This is a genomic window from Salmonella sp. 741265055_HSA (assembly GCF_046569525.1).
GTDB lineage: Bacteria > Pseudomonadota > Gammaproteobacteria > Enterobacterales > Enterobacteriaceae > Salmonella > Salmonella enterica.
In genome coordinates, this window is the sequence record NZ_JBKFSQ010000046.1 from 1 (window position 1) to 17762 (window position 17762).

16 protein-coding genes and 6 pseudogenes are annotated in these 17762 nt (G+C 49.8%); 8 read left to right on the forward strand and 14 right to left on the reverse strand.

Annotated elements, in window-relative coordinates:
- Positions 1–54 precede the first annotated feature (54 nt).
- Both ACLD4K_RS19465 and ACLD4K_RS19470 read right to left on the reverse strand, forming a co-directional pair.
- Positions 55–549, reverse strand: a pseudogene (locus ACLD4K_RS19465) (IS4/IS5 family transposase); the annotation flags it as partial.
- A gap of 138 nt (positions 550–687) precedes the next feature.
- Entirely contained in the window at positions 688–1371 is a 684-nt protein-coding gene (locus tag ACLD4K_RS19470) for a PipA/GogA/GtgA family type III secretion system effector (RefSeq protein WP_183059768.1), read from the reverse strand.
- 141 nt (positions 1372–1512) lie between these two features.
- On the opposite strand from ACLD4K_RS19470, the pseudogene ACLD4K_RS19475 reads away from it, so the two are divergent.
- Positions 1513–2527, forward strand: a pseudogene (locus ACLD4K_RS19475) (IS3 family transposase); the annotation flags it as partial.
- Complete coding sequence (locus tag ACLD4K_RS19480; RefSeq protein WP_183059757.1) at positions 2518–2607, forward strand: PagK family vesicle-borne virulence factor; 90 nt, start codon at positions 2518–2520, stop codon at positions 2605–2607. The pseudogene ACLD4K_RS19475 and the gene ACLD4K_RS19480, both read left to right, overlap by 10 nt.
- Positions 2608–2898: 291 nt before the next feature.
- Here the strand turns inward: ACLD4K_RS19480 and ACLD4K_RS19485 are convergent, their stop codons facing one another.
- Positions 2899–3456, reverse strand: a complete 558-nt coding sequence (locus ACLD4K_RS19485) for an Ail/Lom family outer membrane beta-barrel protein (RefSeq protein ID WP_411012356.1) — start codon at positions 3454–3456, stop codon at positions 2899–2901.
- 727 nt (positions 3457–4183) lie between these two features.
- Here ACLD4K_RS19485 and ACLD4K_RS19490 point away from each other — a divergent pair.
- A pseudogene (locus tag ACLD4K_RS19490) lies at positions 4184–5291 on the forward strand (IS4 family transposase).
- A gap of 35 nt (positions 5292–5326) precedes the next feature.
- On the opposite strand, the pseudogene ACLD4K_RS19495 reads toward ACLD4K_RS19490, so the two are convergent.
- Both ACLD4K_RS19495 and ACLD4K_RS19500 read right to left on the reverse strand, forming a co-directional pair.
- Positions 5327–5735, reverse strand: a pseudogene (locus tag ACLD4K_RS19495) (transposase).
- Positions 5720–5907 (reverse strand): annotated as a pseudogene (locus tag ACLD4K_RS19500) (hypothetical protein). The pseudogenes ACLD4K_RS19495 and ACLD4K_RS19500 overlap by 16 nt, the downstream one beginning before the upstream one ends.
- 86 nt (positions 5908–5993) lie before the next feature.
- Here ACLD4K_RS19500 and ACLD4K_RS19505 point away from each other — a divergent pair.
- Positions 5994–6178, forward strand: a pseudogene (locus ACLD4K_RS19505) (tyrosine-type recombinase/integrase); the annotation flags it as partial.
- Positions 6179–6539: 361 nt separating this feature from the next.
- Here the strand turns inward: ACLD4K_RS19505 and ACLD4K_RS19510 are convergent.
- Genes ACLD4K_RS19510 through yobA form a run of 3 tightly spaced genes read right to left on the reverse strand, consistent with a single transcriptional unit; the run spans position 6540 to position 8160 of the window.
- Entirely contained in the window at positions 6540–6893 is a 354-nt protein-coding gene (locus ACLD4K_RS19510; RefSeq protein WP_350409814.1) for a YebY family protein, read from the reverse strand.
- Positions 6894–6909: 16 nt separating this feature from the next.
- The gene (gene copD, locus ACLD4K_RS19515) at positions 6910–7785 is read right to left on the reverse strand and encodes a copper homeostasis membrane protein CopD (protein WP_000979686.1); all 876 of its coding nucleotides are present in this window, start codon (positions 7783–7785) and stop codon (positions 6910–6912) included.
- Positions 7786–8160 carry a CopC domain-containing protein YobA gene (yobA, locus tag ACLD4K_RS19520; protein ID WP_411012357.1) on the reverse strand — a complete coding sequence of 125 codons (375 nt, stop codon included), beginning with the start codon at positions 8158–8160 and terminating at the stop codon, positions 7786–7788. It abuts the gene before it with no gap.
- 137 nt (positions 8161–8297) lie between these two features.
- Between yobA and ACLD4K_RS19525 the strand changes: the two genes are divergently transcribed.
- From ACLD4K_RS19525 to exoX, 3 genes are all read left to right on the forward strand, one after another.
- Positions 8298–8528, forward strand: coding sequence for a DNA polymerase III subunit theta (locus ACLD4K_RS19525; protein WP_000856225.1), 231 nt, complete (start codon positions 8298–8300; stop codon positions 8526–8528).
- A 107-nt stretch (positions 8529–8635) separates the two neighbouring features.
- Positions 8636–9292 (forward strand): nitrilase-related carbon-nitrogen hydrolase, encoded by a 657-nt coding sequence (locus tag ACLD4K_RS19530; protein WP_000100256.1) that lies wholly within the window; start codon positions 8636–8638, stop codon positions 9290–9292.
- Positions 9293–9315: 23 nt separating this feature from the next.
- Entirely contained in the window at positions 9316–10014 is a 699-nt protein-coding gene (exoX, locus tag ACLD4K_RS19535; protein ID WP_411012358.1) for an exodeoxyribonuclease X, read from the forward strand.
- 36 nt (positions 10015–10050) lie between these two features.
- Here exoX and ptrB read toward each other — a convergent pair whose 3' ends face one another.
- The 4 genes from ptrB to yebG all read right to left on the reverse strand — a co-directional run bounded on the left by ptrB (position 10051) and on the right by yebG (position 13779).
- Positions 10051–12102, reverse strand: a complete 2052-nt coding sequence (gene ptrB, locus ACLD4K_RS19540) for an oligopeptidase B (RefSeq protein WP_411012359.1) — start codon at positions 12100–12102, stop codon at positions 10051–10053.
- Between the two features lie 212 nt (positions 12103–12314).
- On the reverse strand, positions 12315–12974 hold the full coding sequence (locus ACLD4K_RS19545; protein WP_000024707.1) for a tellurite resistance TerB family protein: 660 nt from the start codon (positions 12972–12974) through the stop codon (positions 12315–12317).
- A gap of 93 nt (positions 12975–13067) precedes the next feature.
- A complete protein-coding gene (gene yebF, locus ACLD4K_RS19550) occupies positions 13068–13421 on the reverse strand; it encodes a protein YebF (protein WP_001042123.1) in 354 nt (117 codons plus the stop codon).
- A 67-nt stretch (positions 13422–13488) separates the two neighbouring features.
- The gene (yebG, locus tag ACLD4K_RS19555; RefSeq protein WP_001579458.1) at positions 13489–13779 is read right to left on the reverse strand and encodes a DNA damage-inducible protein YebG; all 291 of its coding nucleotides are present in this window, start codon (positions 13777–13779) and stop codon (positions 13489–13491) included.
- A gap of 130 nt (positions 13780–13909) precedes the next feature.
- Here yebG and purT point away from each other — a divergent pair, with 130 nt between their 5' ends.
- Positions 13910–15088, forward strand: coding sequence for a formate-dependent phosphoribosylglycinamide formyltransferase (gene purT, locus ACLD4K_RS19560; RefSeq protein ID WP_000173430.1), 1179 nt, complete (start codon positions 13910–13912; stop codon positions 15086–15088).
- 99 nt (positions 15089–15187) lie between these two features.
- On the opposite strand, the gene kdgA is transcribed toward purT, so the two are convergent.
- Together kdgA and edd are read right to left on the reverse strand one after the other, a co-directional pair.
- Complete coding sequence (gene kdgA, locus ACLD4K_RS19565; RefSeq protein WP_000800494.1) at positions 15188–15829, reverse strand: bifunctional 4-hydroxy-2-oxoglutarate aldolase/2-dehydro-3-deoxy-phosphogluconate aldolase; 642 nt, start codon at positions 15827–15829, stop codon at positions 15188–15190.
- A 37-nt stretch (positions 15830–15866) separates the two neighbouring features.
- A complete protein-coding gene (gene edd, locus ACLD4K_RS19570; protein WP_061371938.1) occupies positions 15867–17678 on the reverse strand; it encodes a phosphogluconate dehydratase in 1812 nt (603 codons plus the stop codon).
- Between the last annotated feature and the right edge of the window lie 84 nt (positions 17679–17762).

Consider the following 17762-nt stretch of genomic DNA (forward strand, 5'->3'; position numbering starts at 1 on the left):
CACTTTGTCGGATACATCAGATTATGACCAGACGGTTCGCGCTGTACGCTTACCATTCTGGAAGCCAGCATCAGTGACGATAAGTACTCTGGACTTCGGGTTTACCGCTTCGGCAAGCGCATCAAGAAACGCTTTTTGGATCTTTGCGTTCTGCTGTTTTTCTGAGGGAACGATCCAGCTCAATAACGGGAGCGAACGCCCGTCGCAAATCAGGCTGGCACGGAGTACGTGATACTCCTGAGACGGGTAGCCACTCCAGTCAACAGCAATGACGCACAGGGATAACTGGCGTGTCAGCATCGAAATAATATTATTAAAAATCAAAGGAATATCACGATGAAGTGATTCATTGCCGAGCAGACGATCAACGCGTTTGATTTTATTTTTGACCTGAGCAGTTCCGGGTAAATAACGACCGATACTGGTCAGCGTCAGCGATGCGCCATTAATTAGTGCAACAGTGGCATCCAGCAGGGCATTTTGTCGGTATTTGTGAAACGGAGCTAAGGCATCCTGGAAGAAATTCTGACATACTTGATAAGCAGGCATAGAGGAGATCTCATTGAATTGGTTGCACAATCAGTAGATCACAAAACTCTATGCCTGTCTTTTTTCACCCGCCCATTACTGGGGATTCCTCAGCGCTACTAAGCGGGTTTTTAGTTGTTTTTTCGTTTCCTGATGTATCTATTTATTGAAGATGTAGGCCATTCTTGGAGGTGAAGAATGCCCCATCTCTTTCAGAATAATGTTGGTATATTCGACAATAGGGCCTCTTGGATGATTTTCTTCTTCATCCTGAAGATGGGTCAGCGCATGTGCAACTTCATGAATAAATGAACGTTTTGTGTCAAAACGTTGTGGTCCTTCGTTACTTTCATAATACTCGGGATATGAATCATCATCAGTATCGTCCAGATTGAGACAAATGACTTTCCTGCCTTCTGAAAGCTTGAGGTCTTCCGGAGTCACGGTAGTTTCAAAGGCTTCGCCTGCCCCCAGTAGCCAGCGCTGCTCCACATTATGTAGTTCTTTTTCATATGCGTAATTCATCAGTCTGCGGAATGTTTCGCTTTGGGTGTACGCATTTTGAAGTACGGAGGATAGTTCACCGTAGCATTCGTCATAAGTGTCGTCATCAATTTCTGTATCAGGGTCTATTCCACCCGCGCCTGAGATAAGGTACTCCACCACACACTCTGGCTCCAGACGGAATTCACTGTTTATGGCAAGGCTGTCATGAGCAAGGCGTAGCTGTGAGGGGTTTTGTGCATGTTCGGGAATATCGGGGAAAACAGGTGTATCTGCGGTATTTAATCCATATGTGGATACTCTGCTTTGAGATATTAATCTGTTGGTGACTGGAAGCATAATTTCTTTTTCGCTGATTACTATTATGAATTATTTTGATTAAATCATAATACTGTTTTTGTCTAATATGTCACATACGGATAACACCATAACTCAAAAAAACAACATTTTGGCGTGAGTTTTGATCGTTGTAGTGGCACAGTAAATTTGGCCACCTGGTACAACTGGAAGTCCAGATACGGCGGTATGGAGGCTTCTGATATTAAAAAGATCAAGGCTCTTGAGGATGAGAACCGCCGTCTCAAACAGATGTTTGCCGATCTAAACCTTGAGAACCGGGCGCAGAAAGACGTTATCGAAAAAAGCTTTAAAACCAGCCTTTAAGCGTGAGCTGGTCACTCATCTGATAACGACATTCGGACTCAGTATCCGTCAGGCCTGCCGGAGTCTGAATCTGAGCAGAACGGTTTACCATTACCGCCCGGATACCACGCGTGATGAACCCGTTATTGCCGCCCTGCAGGCAGCGGCTGAACGATACCCACGATACGGTTTTCCGAAGCTTTACCAGGTTCTGCGACGGCAGGGATACCCGTGGAATCACAAAAGGCTCCACCATATTTACTGTCTGCTGAAGCTGAATTTTCGCCGTAAGGGCAAACAACAGTTGCCGGTGCGTAACCCCTCACCACTGGCCACGCCGGAAGCACTGAACCAGAGCTGGTCTGTCGATTTTATGCATGATGCCCAGGTCTGTGGCCGTCGTTTTCGCACGTTCAATGTCGTTGATGACTTTAACCGTGAGGCGTTGTTGATTGAAATCGATCTGAATCTGCCAGCTCCGCGAGTGGTCCGTGTACTCGACAGGATCGCGGCAAACCGTGGCTATCCGGTCATGCTGCGAATGGATAATGGTCCGGAATTTATCTCTCTGACGCTGGCTGAATGGGCAGACAGACATGCAGTAAAACTGGAGTTTATCCAGCCGGGTAAGCCGACGCAGAACGCTTTTATTAAACGTTTTAACCGGACATACCGTACAGAAATACTCGATTTTTATCTGTTCAGAACGCTGAATGAAGTGCGGGAAATCACGGAGAAATGGTTATCAGAATATAACTGTGAACGCCCGCATGAGTCACTGAACAATATGACACCGGAGGAATACCGACAGCACCATTATTTGGCCGGGATCTCAAAAAAAGCATGGGACTAAAATGGGTCTATTTACATGATCTTTGGCCTGGCGGAGTACCCATGCCTTCAGACTGGTTTAAAATCTGCAGAGGTTACTGACTCCAGGTTTAATAGACTAATCGGTAAACATAATCAGCCATGATAAATAGGTCTTTATCATATTTACTATAAATAAGGCCTGGTTTTTCTTGATAAATGATAAAATCCTGGCTGGCTGTTCAGGTCAGGCAGGTTTAGTTAGATGGCTTCACACAGTTTACTCAAGCACAATACTTTTTCCACTCATCAAGCTGCGCTTTCTCATCATCAGCTCCGCTTATTATGTCCTGAAAAAAGTTACCATATAATGAATTTATGCGGAAGACACATCTTCCGCATAAATTATGAGGTTCAGAAGCGATATCCAACACCGATATTAAATCCATTAATTTTTGTCAAGAGCTCACGGCTTCCTTCATATCCCACATCAATAACAAAATTCTTTGTGGGATTCATTTGTACACCGGCTCCCCATGCCAGCGCTTTTTCATTGGCTGACGCTGAGACCGCGTATGGACTACCATCCTCCCAGGTACCGTTTTCCTTATCTCTTGCTTTAAGCATTGCAGCCCCTACCAGTGCATATAAAGAAAAAGAGTCAGTCACTTGATAAGTCGGGCCAACCATTAACGAGCCATATTTTACATTCGACTTATTATGGTAGGTTTCTCCGGTATCCTCATCAGTTCCAGAAGAGCTGTCATTGCCATACATGTAAGTTAAAGAGGTGATAATCCCTACAGGAAAATCCCCCTGATAATGATACTTAACGTTCACTCCACGGATATTCCCACCAGCGTTCATTTTACCTTGTGAGTACCCAGCAGTAAGTGAGTTGGTATCTGCCTGTGCAGTATTTATGGCAAAAATACCTGCAGATAAGATAAGTACTAATGCTTCTTTTTTCATAGCCATTCCTTAAGATTACTCTTGTTAATTATGGTGTTCATGAACACCAGTAGCATCTGTCCAACACAGAAACATAAACATTCTGCTGGTCAGAAAAATCTGCCTGAAAGAGATAGCTTATTGCCTGTTCATTTACATTGCATTTCTTACATTTCAATATAGTTATTAACGCAACCGAAACAAGTGATAAAAATAAAAACAACACAAAGCGAGCCTAAAGCAACATTATAAATCAACTCCATTTTATGCGGACTTGACTTACACAAACCCGCAGCCATTTAAACTCTCTAAAAAATTTCGATTAGAGATGTAAACTCTTAGCATGTAAATTTTATTTATTGACTGAACAATTACATAATTTATGCTCTAAAAATAGAGCAAATACCATTAAGTACAAAATTTTATTCATGTTGTTTTAAAATCATTTACATTCACAATGAATAATCACAGCATAAAATATTAATATTTAATACTGTGATAGCGATATTGGAATTAAACAGAACGATGACAGAACACAGTATATCCTGGCGAATAACCAGCACACCGTTTGTATTGCGCCCAGAGAAATGCAAGGTTCGAGCTTGTCCGTAATTCTGTGTAACTGCCACTGTATTAAAGGTGATCGCTCAGGCACTGAGGAATCCCCAGTAATGGGCGGGTAAAAAAAGACAGACATAGAGTTTTGTGATCTACTGATTTGTGTAACCAATTCAATGAGATCACCTCTATGTTTGCTCGCCAGGTATGTCAAAATTTTTTCTGCGGCGCTTTAGCTCCGTTTCACAAATATCGACAAAATGCTTTGCTGGATGCCACCATCGCACTTATCAATGGCGCATCTCTGACGCTGACCAGTATCGGACGTTATTTACCAGGTACTGCTCAGGTCAAAAATAAAACAAAACGTGTTGATCGTTTGCTCGGTAATGTGTCTCTTCATCACGATATCCCCCTGATTTTCAGAAATATTATTTCCATGCTGACGAACCGACTATCACTGTGCGTCATCGCTGTTGACTGGAGCGGGTATCCCTCTCAGGAGTATCACGTACTCCGTGCCAGCCTGATTTGCGATGGACGTTCGCTACCCTTGCTGAGCTGGATAGCTCCTTCGGAAAAGCAGCAAAACGCAAAGGTACAGCAAGCTTTTCTTAATACTCTTTTCGAGGCGGTAAACCCAAAAGCAAGGGTCATCATCGTCACGGACGCAGGGTTCCAAAATGACTGGTTCCGGCACATAAAATCTCTCGGCTGGGATTTTATCGGACGCATCAGAGGCAATGTCCGGATGCGTTTGGACAGCAAGGGGGAATACTGGTTCCGGCGTCAGGAATTGCAGGCCAGTACTAAACCGGAATATCTGGGGCCGGGAATGCTTGCCCGATCAAAATATACCCGATGCGATGGTCATTTTTATTTGCATAAAAAAGAACCGAAAGGACGGAAAAATAAACGCTCTCGCTGTGGTATAGCCAGACCATCACAGATAAAAGATGCCCGCTCGGCGGCAAAAGAACCGTGGTTAATATTCAGTAGCACAAACAACTTTAAGCCGCGAGAAATCATGAAGTTATACAGTCGCCGAATGCAGATTGAGCAAAACTTCAGGGATGAAAAAAGTGAGCGTTTTGGGTTCGGCCTGCGTGCCAGCTACAGCCGTTCGGCAGGAAGAGTACTGGTACTGAGCCTACTGGCAACACTGAGCACAATAGTGCTCAGACTACTGACAAAGTCCTGGCTGAAAAGCCCGGATTTTGTCAGCAGTCTGAACGGTGCTAAGCACCGTTCTTAATCACCTCGCCAGAACCTACCAGAATATGGTGTTGGTTTATTAGCGCTGATTTATGGGGATCCCTCAACGCTCAGGCGGTCACCTGAGCTCGATAATAAAACGACTCATCGCCAGCCGCCAGTTCTGGATCGGCATACTCCATTTTTTTGACGCCTCCTTGATTGCCAGATAAATAACCTTCCGCACCGAGTCGTCCATCGGGAACACTTTGCGTTTCTTAATCGCGGCACGGATCACGCTGTTCAGCGATTCTATGGCATTCGTGGTGTAGATGGCCTTGCGGGTAGCCGAAGAATGTGTTCAGTTTTTCCCAGTGCGTACGCCAGCTTTTGCTGATTTGCGGATACTTATTATCCCACGCGTCTGCGAACGCATCCAGCGCCATCAGCGCCGCCTCCTCGGACGGGGCCGGGTAAACCGCCTTCAGTCCGCTGGTGACTGTAGCGGGCTTGTCTGAGCATATTTCAATATCTAAGCTGGTGGTGATAACGGCCCCGACAGCACTTCTGCTTCGCCGCTATGGCAGATATCATCGCCCCTTGTCAGGTGCCAGACACCGACAATAAGCTGTCCTAATTCCAGATCGTCAACTATGTCGTTCATATAGTATGTCACCTGAAAACACCGTTATGCTGAATCCAGTAATACCCTTCTTTCATTCACACCTCCGCAAGACTAAGCAAATAGTATAGGGCGAAGCAGAAAATGCCACGGTGCAAGAAACCACAATTTAAATTACAGTCTCAAATTGACCGGAATAAATTTCAGTGAAAACCCACCGCCGTTTCACGAGATCCGCAGCTTATCCGGACGACTGTATAAAGATGCTTACGGGGAAGGGTTTGCTCAGAAACTCCTGGGGCATACTTCCGAGAACACAACAAAATATACCTTGATGAGCGAGACGAAAAGGCATACATGATGCTCTAATTTTTTGTTTTAAAAATGTTAAATCAGATTTTGTTGTGATATAAAGAAAAAAGAGCGAATACAGAAATTCGGACAAATTTCGGACAAGCGTTTTTAATTGTTTGATTTGCAAGGAAAATAAAAAGAGACCGAATACGATTCCTGTATTCGGCCCAGGGAAATGGCTCTTGGGAGAGAGCCGTGCGCTAAAAGTTGGCATTAATGCAGGCTAAATCGCCTTGCCCTTTAAGAATAGATGACGACGCCAGGTTTTCCAGTTTGTGACGAAGGTGATTGAAAAAACCTGGCGTTTTGTCTGTCATCAGAGCTAAAAAAACCGTAAGCCTTTTCGTGAAGGTTTACGGTTTTTATTAAAAATCAGTCAGTTATTAGATGGATCACAAAGCTTTTCCGCACGTTCGATAAACGGCGCCAGACTCATTTTTTCACCGGGCTTCGCCGGGTTATCGATTTGAATGACGGCAATAGGCTGAGCGCGCGTTTTACCCTCCGCTACTTGCTGTTCGGCAATGGCATTCAAGGGATACTGCACCAGCGTACTGGGGTTGATCGCATAAAGCGCCTGGCCAGGCCGACAGGTCAACATGACCTCTTCCCGATTAAACGCCCACTTGTCTTTTCCTACTTCAAAACGACTTACGGTAATCACCTGCGGCGCCGCCAACGCTACGCCCGAAGTGGCCAGCAGAAGCGCCGGAAGGAGTATTTTTTTCATTCGTTATGCCAGTCCATCAGAAAGGTTCGAGGGTTGCAAACAGGCTGACGATCGCCAGAACTATGCCTCCAACTCCCCATTCAATTTGCGTCATCCTGACAAACCATAGGTCAGTCCGGGGATTTTCCTGTCGCATACGTGGTACGAGAACATACCGATTCGTCAGCGCAATTGCTACCATAAGCACGACCAGCGCACATTTTAACAAAAGCAACTGTCCATAGGTGGTCTGCCAGATAGCGGTAAATCCCGTGATAAATAGCGTGTTGCCAATGCCTGTGAGCAATACGCCCGCCACAAAAAAGTGACCATAACGAGAAAAACGCATCATGGCGCTAATGGCATGTTGACGCCAGCGTCCCTGAGCCATGCGCATACAATAAACCACTGGTAACAGCCCGCCAAACCAGGCTGCGGCACAGAGCAAATGCAGAGCATGGTTAATCTGCTGTAATGTTCCCGCTACACCATCGCGCATCGTCGCATGTCCAACGCCTGCCAGCAGGATAAACTGAGCAACGGTTAGAATAAGAAGCCGTCGTTGCATTTTTACCGGCGCAATGACTACCACCGCCAGCGTGACCAGCGCGAGGATAATTTGCCATATCCAGACCGCGCCAAAGCGGGTTTGCAGTACCGCGCCCCACACCGAGACGGAAAAAACATCGGGCCAGCCGCCGCCCATCAGTCCGCCCTGAATCGCCAGCATAAAAGCCGCGCTGATAACGCTCCAGGCGGCGGCATGTCGTTGCAGATGTAAAAATCGACGCGTCATTAAACGACGAATTGGTGCGGGTGCCAGCCAGGCGCCGTAAAGCGCGCAGCCGTAGACCAGCATCAAACTAGCAAAATGAATAAATCGGAGAGTTATCCAGACGAATGTCAGCATCATTTATTTCACGCTGAAGGTGTATTTCCCTTTTGTTTTATGGCCATCCACCGACACAACGTGCCAGCCTACCGTGTAAGCGCCAGATTTTAACGGCTGCTCAAGCGGGATAATCAACTGCGTTTTATCCTGTTCATTTCGCTTTGCCGGGCGCGTTTTGATGAGCTCTTGCTGAGGGCCAGTAATGGTTGCGCCGCTGAATCCTGGCTCAATCCCTTCAGAAAAATTCAGGGTCAGCGCCTGTGGCGAGGCCGTAACGGCAGCATTCGCCGCTGGATACTGATGCGTCAGGTGCGCATGTGCCCAGGCCGCTGGCGTCGCAAATGTCGATGCCAGCAGCAGTAAAGCTAAACGTCGCGATGGTGCAGAAGAAGCCATATTCACTATTCCTTTTTGTTATACCTACGTTACAAAGAATAACCTTCAACAATCAATGAGTCGAGGATCATCATTTCCATCTTGCCATTACCGCGGACTCTTAGTACCTTCTGGCGGCAACAAAAAAGGAGACGCGTATGAAAACGAATCTGGCTCAGCTTGAACAAGCGGAAATGGATAAAGTCAATGTGGACCTGGCGGCAGCCGGGGTGGCATTTAAAGAGCGCTACAATATGCCAGTTGTCGCGGAGGTGGTCGAACGTGAGCAGCCAGAGCATCTACGCGCCTGGTTTCGCGAGCGGCTGATTGCCCATCGTCTGGCTTCCGTATCACTATCCCGACTCCCTTACGAACCCAAAGTTAAATAAAAATTATATAACGTTACACTTCCTTACATGCAGACGACTACATTATAAGGCGATTCTTAACCTATGCTTTTTAGAATGGCTGTAGAGACTATGAAAAGGAAGTCATTATGTCCTCCTGGAAAATTGCTGCTGCGCAGTATGCGCCCCTGAACGCCTCGCCGGCGGAGCATGTCGCCCATCATCTGGAATATATTGAGCTTGCGGCTCGTCAACAGTGCGAACTGCTGGTCTTTCCGTCACTGTCGCTATTAGGCTGCGACGAAAGGAATAAATCGTTGCCCGCCCCGCCTGACGAGGCGCTTTTACAGCCGCTCACTCATGCGGCCGATACCCACCATATGACTATCATTGTGGGTATGCCTGTTGAGCATAACTGCCGCTTCGTAAAAGGCATCGCTATTTTTGCCCCATGGCTAGCGTCGCCGCTCATGTTTCACAAAAGTCATGGCGCCTGTATTGCCAGGCAGCGAAGCGCTATCAACGTGGTGGATGAGCAGCCAGAAGGTGGTGATATAGATCCCTCATTTACGTTATTCACAACCAGTCAATGTCTTAACGAACCTGAACTCCATGCTTCTACCTCACGCTTACAACGTTTTTCGCATAAATATGCGCTGGCCGTACTGATGGCCAATGCCTGTGGCAGTAGCGCGCTGTGGGATGAAAGCGGGCAACTTATTGTTCGTGCCGATTGCGGTTCGCTATTACTGACGGGTCTGCGCACAACGGAGGGTTGGCAAGGCGATATCATTCCATTACGCTAAGGTCTTTCGGTGAGGAATGAATCATGTTGCGGATTATAGACACGGAAACCTGCGGGCTGCAGGGCGGGATCGTAGAGATAGCCTCTGTAGATGTCATTGATGGCAACATTGTCAATCCCATGAGTCACCTGATACGCCCCGATCGCCCTATTACGCCGCAGGCGATGGCGATACACCGTATTACCGAAGCCATGGTCGCCGATAAGCCGTGGATTGAAGATGTCATACCGCTTTATTACGGTAGTGAGTGGTATGTCGCTCACAATGCCAGTTTCGACAGACGCGTATTACCTGAATTGCCGGGTGAGTGGATCTGTACCATGAAGTTGTCGCGACGCCTGTGGCCGGGAATAAAATACAGCAATATGGCGCTCTATAAATCGCGCAAACTAAGCGTACAAACGCCACCGGGGCTGCATCATCACCGGGCGCTTTATGATTGCTATATCACCGCCGCCTTGCTGATTGATATTATGCGAACCACCGGCTGGACCGCGGAAGAGATGGTCAATATCACGGGCCGTCCTGCGCTGTTAACCACTTTCTCGTTCGGTAAATACCGCGGTAAGGCGGTATCTGAAGTCGCAAAACGCGATCCGGGCTATTTACGCTGGCTTTTTAATAACCTTGATAATATGAGCCCGGAACTTCGCCTGACGCTTAAACACTACCTGGAAGATGTTCAGGCTGGCGAGCAACGCAGCAATAGAACACCACAATAACCCGCGACGCTCACAAGCCGTTGCGGGCGCGCGCGTCTATGCGCTATGTAAGGTTCCCTGCGCCAGGCCGATTAAAAAGGCGAACTCCAGCGCGACGCCTTCGTAGGATTTAAACCGCCCCGACTTACCACCGTGCCCGGAGTCCATATCCGTACATAACAGCAGCAGACGTTGGTCCGTTTTTAGCTCGCGTAATTTTGCCACCCACTTCGCCGGTTCCCAGTATTGCACCTGGGAATCGTGCAATCCTGTCGTCACCAGCAGGTGCGGATAGTCCTGCGCTTTGACATTGTCATAAGGACTATAGCTTTTCATATAGTCATAATACTCAATATCCTGCGGGTTCCCCCACTCTTCAAACTCTCCTGTCGTTAGTGGGATCGACTCATCCAGCATCGTGGTTAATACATCAACAAAGGGTACCTGGGCAATAACGCCGTGGAAAAGCTCGGGGCGTTCGTTGATAGCGACGCCCATTAGCATTCCGCCCGCGCTCCCGCCCATCCCATAACACAGCGACGGCGAACCGTAACCCAGTTTTAATAAGGCATCGCAGGCATCAAGATAATCATTAAAAGTATTCCGCTTTTTGAGGAATTTGCCATCTTCATACCACTGCTGCCCCAGCTCACCGCCGCCGCGAACGTGTACGATTGCGTAAACAAAGCCACGATCCAGCAAGCTCAGTCGGCTGCTGCTGAAGTCGGCGTCAATACTGGAACCGTAAGATCCGTAGCCGTAAACCAGAAGCGGATTTTGCCCTTTACGAAAATACTTCTGATGATAAACCAGCGATACCGGCACTTCGACGCCGTCGCGTGCGGTGATCCACAGGTGTTCGCTCTGATAACAGCCAGAATCAAACCCAGGCACTTCCGTCTGTTTAAGTACCCGTCGCTCTCCGGTATCCATATCCAGTTCAAACAAGGTATCTGGCGTCGTCATTGAAGAATAGCCGTAACGCAGCCGGGAGGTCTCAGGTTCGGGATTATAGGCAAGCCACGTCACGTAAGCCGGATCGTCAAAGGCAATGCCTATCACTTCACGGGTTTTACGGTTAATTTGCCGCAGGCTGGTAAGCCCCCGTTGACGCTCTTCGACCACTAACCAGTCGGTAAACAGGGTAAACCCTTCCAGCATAATTTGCTCGCGCGGAGGGATCAGCTCTTCCCAGGCGTTTTCATTGCGCACGCGGGTACGGTACAACCCAAAGTTTTTACCGTTCCGGTTAGAACGCAGGTAAAACTTATGTTGATAGTGATCGAGACTATATTCATGGTCTTTGCGGCGCGGTAAAAATGAAAACGGCTCGGCATCGGCCAGTTCCGCGTCAAGTAACAGCACTTCGCTAGTGGTGGCGCTGGCAAGATGAATCACCACATAATGCTGCGAAGTGGTTTTATGCAGGCTGACATAAAAGGTATCGTCTTTCTCTTCATATACCAGTTCATCTTGCGATGACGGAGTGCCAATCGTGTGCCGCCAAACCTGATAGGGCAGCAGCGTCTTCTTATGCTTACGCACATAGTAAAGGGTCAGGGAATCATTGGCCCAGACAAATTCAGGCGCAACGTTATCCAGCAGTTCCGGATACCAGTTACCGCTTTCGAGGTTACGAAAACGCAACCCATACTGACGACGGGATAAATAATCTTCCGCCAGCGCCATGATGGTATTATCCGGCGTAATGGCAAGTCCGCCGAGCGTATAAAATTCGCTGTGCGCGGCCCGCTGGTTCGCATCGAGCAAGGTTTCCCACACATCCCACTCTTCGCTTAACGCCGATTGTCGTTGATAGATGGCATATTCGCAGCCGGGTTCATAGATATAACGGTAGCGATAGCCGTTTTTCACATACGGAGCGGAAACTTCTCTGGGCGGGATACGATCGATAATTTCTTTTAGAATGCGGTCCTGTAACGCCTGCTGAGAGGACATGACCTTCCGGCCATACTCATTTTCCTGATGCAGGTAATCAAGGACTTCCGGCTGCGAGCGAGTGTCATCTCGCAGCCAGTAATAATTATCAATGCGCGTATCGCCATGTACGGTCATGGCATAGGGAATTCGATTGGCTTTTGGCAACATGTCGTTTTTTCTTTTGCGTTAATATTTGTTATATATCACGCGGCAAACACAGCGGCGTAGCATGGTAGTCCCGGTCGCTCACCTCGGTAAGCGCCTGAGATGTCACTGCTTCGCCGCTATCCTGCAACATGAATGACGTAAACTATCCATCCTATAAGGGTGGCAAAAGACACGCATGATGCAAGCGAAACATGTTACTTAATGGCAGGTTATCAGCCTGGTAGCGCCTGTTTTTGCTGCTGCAAGTCCTGCTCGATACCGTCCCGAACCTCCTGAGGAATTTTTAGTGCGTCTCCTAACGCATTCAGATAGCTACGTTCCATAAAGTGGTCAATATCAATGGCGGCGCAGCTCAGGAAGTAGATTTCCAGGGCTTCTTCTTCATTGCGAACACCCTGTGCCAGACGTTGTGGATCAAGCGGCTGCTCAATAGCTTTCTCGATAAACACACGCCCTTGCTCTTCCACACCTGATTCTCGCAGTTGGTGCTCAATCGCCGCGCGTTCTTTGGCATCAATATGCCCATCGCTTTTTGCAGCAAAAACCAGCGCCAGGATCAGTCGCTCAGTGCGAACATCCAGCGGCGTACTTTGGCTGCCGAATTGCGGCTCCCCCTGATGCGCAGCGCGTACTTTATCTTTGTACTTATTCCACAATACGGAACCCGCCACCGCGCCGCCGCCCACCAGCAAAGCGCCAGTACCGTATTTGGTTAATAATTTGCGCGAAGACTTATTGGCGACCAACAGTCCAGCCAGACCGCCCAGCGCGCCGGGAACCAGCAGTTTATTTAACCCCTGTTCACCGGAAGGCGATGCAGAAGCGCCTTTTTGCCCAAGAAGTGATTGTAATTGGTTCAACCAGTTAGCCATAGTACCCCTCAAATACAGACCAATAATGGTCAAGCGTACCTGAGGGGATGTCAGGAATTGTCTGTTCCGGCAAAAGAAGCGCAAATTACGCTGCTAGCGGGGCTTATATTCCGCCTTGCCGGCTTTGCAATCAACGATGACCTGATAATGAATATCGGCGCTTTTACCGCGAACAGTTAGCGGAACTGTCCATTTATCATTTTGACCCACAACGTCCTGCACATTAACCCACGCGACCGGGTCAGCCTGCCCGACCTTTTTTTGGTCGTCTGCCCACCGCACGATACGATTTTGCTGGTAGTCGCGCTTCACGCTTGCCGCAATCCCGGCGGCATCCAGCCCTTCGCACTGCGGAAACTTAACCGATTTACTCTCGGTGGATGCCGCAAATGCCGATACGCTGGCGGATAACAACAGCAGGCTCAACAACGCTCCTCTTTTATTCATACTTTTCTCCTTAGCACAATGATTCAGGAAAAGCATGGTACAAAACGCCGGGAGCGCAAGTATGGGTTCAGGCGGCTTGCTTTTTCGTTTTACTCGCGGCGTCCTTTTCAACCGCCTGCGGAGAAGGCAACTTACCGGTTTTGAGGATAGTGCTTAACACCTCTTTATGTTCCGCCAGCCACAGCGACAACGCCTCGCGCTGCCCATCTTCCAGCACGACTGGCGACTGCCCAAGCCAGGTATCAAGAAGATCGGCAGTATCGAGCATTTTGTCCCAGGCGTCGGCTTCCTTTTTACTGGTAAATGACATCTTCTCCTCACCCTCGCGAATGACTACGTATTTAACTTCAACCGCCATTTTGCAGCCTCTTATTCACCTGTATTTATATACAGTATATTGCAAGGCGGCAAGAAAAGCAATCTATTCGAAAAGACATACGCAAACGTTTTCGTATATACTGCGCGCAGGTAAATAAGGGGACAGAAATATGACGCTATTAGGCACTGCGCTGCGTCCGGCAGCAACGCGGGTGATGTTATTAGGGGCAGGAGAATTGGGAAAAGAGGTGGCGATTGAATGCCAACGCCTGGGGATCGAGGTTATCGCCGTCGATCGCTATCCTGATGCTCCCGCCATGCATGTGGCTCACCGTTCACACGTCATTAATATGCTGGACGGCGAGGCGCTACGTCATGTGATTACAGAGGAAAAACCGCATTATATCGTGCCGGAAATAGAAGCGATCGCCACCGATACGCTGCGTGAACTGGAGGGCGAAGGACTGAATGTCGTGCCTTGCGCTCGTGCAACGCAGCTCACGATGAACCGCGAAGGGATCCGTCGCCTGGCCGCAGAAGAATTAGGTCTGCCGACATCGACGTATCGCTTTGCCGACAGTGAGGCCAGTTTTCATGATGCGGTAGCCGCAGTGGGTTTTCCTTGCATCGTCAAACCGGTCATGAGCTCTTCCGGCAAAGGCCAGAGCTTTATCCGCTCGGCCGAACAGCTCGCGCAGGCATGGGAGTATGCTCAACAGGGCGGACGCGCTGGCGCGGGTCGCGTGATTGTGGAAGGCGTGGTTAAATTTGATTTTGAAATTACGCTGCTCACCGTTAGCGCCGTCGATGGCGTGCATTTCTGCGCGCCGGTCGGTCATCGTCAGCAAGATGGTGACTATCGCGAATCCTGGCAGCCACAGCAGATGAGCGAACTGGCGCTGAAGCGGGCGCAAGAGATTGCCCGTCATGTGGTACTGGCGTTAGGCGGTCATGGCCTGTTCGGCGTTGAACTCTTCGTCTGTGGCGATGAAGTCATTTTCAGCGAAGTCTCCCCTCGCCCGCACGATACCGGAATGGTCACGTTGATTTCTCAGGATCTCTCTGAGTTTGCGCTGCATGTGCGCGCCTTTCTGGGAATGCCCGTAGGCGCTATTCGCCAGTATGGTCCCGCTGCCTCGGCCGTGATTCTGCCGCAGCTTACCAGTCAAAATGTGACGTTTGATAATGTACACGCGGCGGTAGGGGCCGGAGTGCAGGTACGGCTGTTTGGTAAGCCTGAGATCGACGGCACCCGTCGTCTTGGTGTAGCGTTAGCGACAGGTGAAAACGTTGAAGAAGCGGTGATAAGAGCGAAAAAAGCCGCCAGCCGCGTGACGGTAAAAGGCTAATGCGCCATCGCCTGATGGCGACGTTAGCGCATTTTTATCAGACCTGCCAGATCGCCACTCGTAAGCCCGATAAGCAAGCGCCATCGGGCATTTAACGGCTTACTGCTTCGCGCCTTCTACCGCTTCGCGCGCCAGTTTGGTGATGCGATCGTAATCACCCGCTTCCAGCGCGTCGGCCGGCACCAGCCAGGAACCGCCGATGCACAACACGCTTTTCAGCGCCAGATAGTCACGATAGTTTGCCGGAGAGATGCCGCCGGTTGGGCAGAAACGTACCTGAGAGAACGGACCGGCAATCGCCTGCAACGCTTTAGTGCCGCCATTCGCTTCCGCCGGGAAGAATTTGAACTCTTTCAGACCATAGTCCATGCCCAACATCAGTTCAGAAACGGTGCTAATACCGGGAATCAATGGGATAGTGCCTGCCGTCGCGGCTTTCAGCAGTGGCTCAGTCAGTCCCGGGCTAATCGCAAACTGCGCGCCCGCTTCCGTCACCTCCGCCAACTGCTGCGGATTGAGAACGGTTCCGGCGCCGACAATCGCTTCCGGCACGTCTTTAGCGATAGCGCGAATAGCATCCATCGCGCAGGCCGTACGTAAAGTCACTTCCAGAACGCGAACGCCCCCGGCCACCAGCGCTTTAGCCATCGGCACCGCGTGCTCCAGTTTATTGACTACAATGACCGGGACAACCGGGCCGGTGGTCAGGATTGCTTCTGCACTTGTTTTCCAGTTTTTCATCGGAATTCTTCTCTCGCCTGATTACTAGTGTGTCATCTTAAAAAGTGATACAGGTTGCGCCCTGCTCCGCACCCGACAGCTTTTCGCGCAGCGCGCCAAACAACTCACGCCCCGTTCCGACGCGCGACGCGCTCAGGTCCGGAATATGAGGCTGACGAGCGGCAAGTTCCGCCTCGTCGACCAGCAGAGTTAACTCACCTGTCTGCCCATTCACGCGAATGATGTCGCCATCGCGCACTTTTGCCAGTAAGCCGCCATCGTAGGCTTCCGGCGTTACGTGGATAGCTGAAGGCACTTTACCCGAAGCGCCTGAAAGTCGTCCATCAGTAACTAACGCGATTTTGAAACGGCGGTCCAATAATACACCAAGTGGCGGCATGAGTTTATGTAATTCTGGCATTCCATTCGCTTTTGGTCCCTGATGACGCACGACAACGACACAATCCCGGTCAAGCAGGCCCGCGTCAAACGCAGGCAGCACATCATGCTGACTTTCAAATACCATGGCAGGCGCTTCAACGATCTGGTTTTCAACCGGTACCGCAGACGTCTTCATTACTGCGCGCCCCAGATTACCGCTTAGCACCTTAGTACCGCCGTGAGGAGAGAACGGCTTATCAAAAGAGGCAATGACATCGTTATCCAGTGACCTTTCCGCGCCTTCACGCCAGTCCAGCTCGCCGTTGTTGAGCCAGGGCTCCAGCGTATAGCGTTTCAGGCCGAAGCCTGCGACAGTATTAACGTCTTCGTGCAGCAATCCGGCATTGAGCAGCTCACGCATCAATACCGGTACGCCGCCCGCCGCCTGGAAGTGGTTAATGTCCGCCGGACCGTTCGGGTACAGACGCGCCATCAACGGAACCACTTCCGACAAATCCGAGAAGTCATCCCAGTTGATCAGAATGCCCGCCGCGCGCGCCATTGCAACCAGATGCATGGTGTGGTTGGTGGAACCGCCGGTAGCCAGCAGCGCGACAATGCCGTTCACCACGACTTTTTCGTCGATCATTTTACCGAGCGGCATCCACGTATTGCCGTTGCCGGTAAGACGTGTTACCTGACGTGCGGCAGCGGCAGTCAATGCCTCGCGCAGCGGCGCATCCGGATGCACAAACGAGGAACCCGGCAACTGCATTCCCATAAACTCCACCACCATCTGGTTGGTGTTGGCGGTGCCGTAAAATGTACAGGTGCCCGGCGCATGGTAAGAGGCGGCTTCCGACTCCAGCAGCGCCATTCTGTCTACTTTTCCTTCCGCATATAGCTGACGAATACGGACTTTTTCTTTATTCGGCAGGCCGCTCGCCATCGGGCCTGACGGAACAAAAATCGCGGGTAAATGACCAAAAGAGAGCGCGGCCATCGCCAGCCCCGGAACAATTTTGTCGCATACGCCGAGGAATAACGCGCCGTCAAACATATTGTGAGAAAGGCCTACTGCTGCCGACATCGCTATCACTTCGCGGCTGAGTAATGACAACTCCATGCCATCCTGCCCTTGCGTAACGCCATCGCACATTGCCGGTACGCCGCCTGCGACCTGACCTACCGCATTCACGGAATGCAGGGCCTGACGAATAATCTGCGGATAATGTTCATACGGTTGATGCGCAGAGAGCATGTCATTGTAGGAGGTAATGATGGCGATATTATTGCGCAACATACTTTTCAGCGAGGCTTTGTCCTCTGGCTGACAGGCGGCGAAGCCATGCGCCAGGTTGCCGCAGGCCAGTTGAGATCGGTGGACCGTGGCGGTTTTCGCCTGCTCAATGCGGGCAAGATAGGCTTTTCGGGTCTGCTGCGAGCGTTCGACAATGCGCTGTGTTACGCGTAACAAATTAGGATTCATAGAGGCTCCTGAAATTTATCTGTCCGGCTACCGGGTTTACCATGCGTTTCATCAATGTGGAAAGACAGTGAAATACATGATGTC

What these genes read in the sequence shown, in the direction of transcription:
- ACLD4K_RS19510 (WP_350409814.1), bottom strand. Translation starts at nt 6,893, where the DNA reads ATGAAAAAAATACTCCTTCCGGCGCTTCTGCTGGCCACTTCGGGCGTA.
- purT (WP_000173430.1), top strand. Translation starts at nt 13,910, where the DNA reads ATGACGCTATTAGGCACTGCGCTGCGTCCGGCAGCAACGCGGGTGATG.
- kdgA (WP_000800494.1), bottom strand. Translation starts at nt 15,829, where the DNA reads ATGAAAAACTGGAAAACAAGTGCAGAAGCAATCCTGACCACCGGCCCG.
- ACLD4K_RS19525 (WP_000856225.1), top strand. Translation starts at nt 8,298, where the DNA reads ATGAAAACGAATCTGGCTCAGCTTGAACAAGCGGAAATGGATAAAGTC.
- ptrB (WP_411012359.1), bottom strand. Translation starts at nt 12,102, where the DNA reads ATGTTGCCAAAAGCCAATCGAATTCCCTATGCCATGACCGTACATGGC.
- ACLD4K_RS19545 (WP_000024707.1), bottom strand. Translation starts at nt 12,974, where the DNA reads ATGGCTAACTGGTTGAACCAATTACAATCACTTCTTGGGCAAAAAGGC.
- ACLD4K_RS19485 (WP_411012356.1), bottom strand. Translation starts at nt 3,456, where the DNA reads ATGAAAAAAGAAGCATTAGTACTTATCTTATCTGCAGGTATTTTTGCC.
- yebF (WP_001042123.1), bottom strand. Translation starts at nt 13,421, where the DNA reads ATGAATAAAAGAGGAGCGTTGTTGAGCCTGCTGTTGTTATCCGCCAGC.
- exoX (WP_411012358.1), top strand. Translation starts at nt 9,316, where the DNA reads ATGTTGCGGATTATAGACACGGAAACCTGCGGGCTGCAGGGCGGGATC.
- yebG (WP_001579458.1), bottom strand. Translation starts at nt 13,779, where the DNA reads ATGGCGGTTGAAGTTAAATACGTAGTCATTCGCGAGGGTGAGGAGAAG.
- copD (WP_000979686.1), bottom strand. Translation starts at nt 7,785, where the DNA reads ATGATGCTGACATTCGTCTGGATAACTCTCCGATTTATTCATTTTGCT.
- ACLD4K_RS19480 (WP_183059757.1), top strand. Translation starts at nt 2,518, where the DNA reads ATGGGACTAAAATGGGTCTATTTACATGATCTTTGGCCTGGCGGAGTA.
- edd (WP_061371938.1), bottom strand. Translation starts at nt 17,678, where the DNA reads ATGAATCCTAATTTGTTACGCGTAACACAGCGCATTGTCGAACGCTCG.
- ACLD4K_RS19530 (WP_000100256.1), top strand. Translation starts at nt 8,636, where the DNA reads ATGTCCTCCTGGAAAATTGCTGCTGCGCAGTATGCGCCCCTGAACGCC.
- yobA (WP_411012357.1), bottom strand. Translation starts at nt 8,160, where the DNA reads ATGGCTTCTTCTGCACCATCGCGACGTTTAGCTTTACTGCTGCTGGCA.
- ACLD4K_RS19470 (WP_183059768.1), bottom strand. Translation starts at nt 1,371, where the DNA reads ATGCTTCCAGTCACCAACAGATTAATATCTCAAAGCAGAGTATCCACA.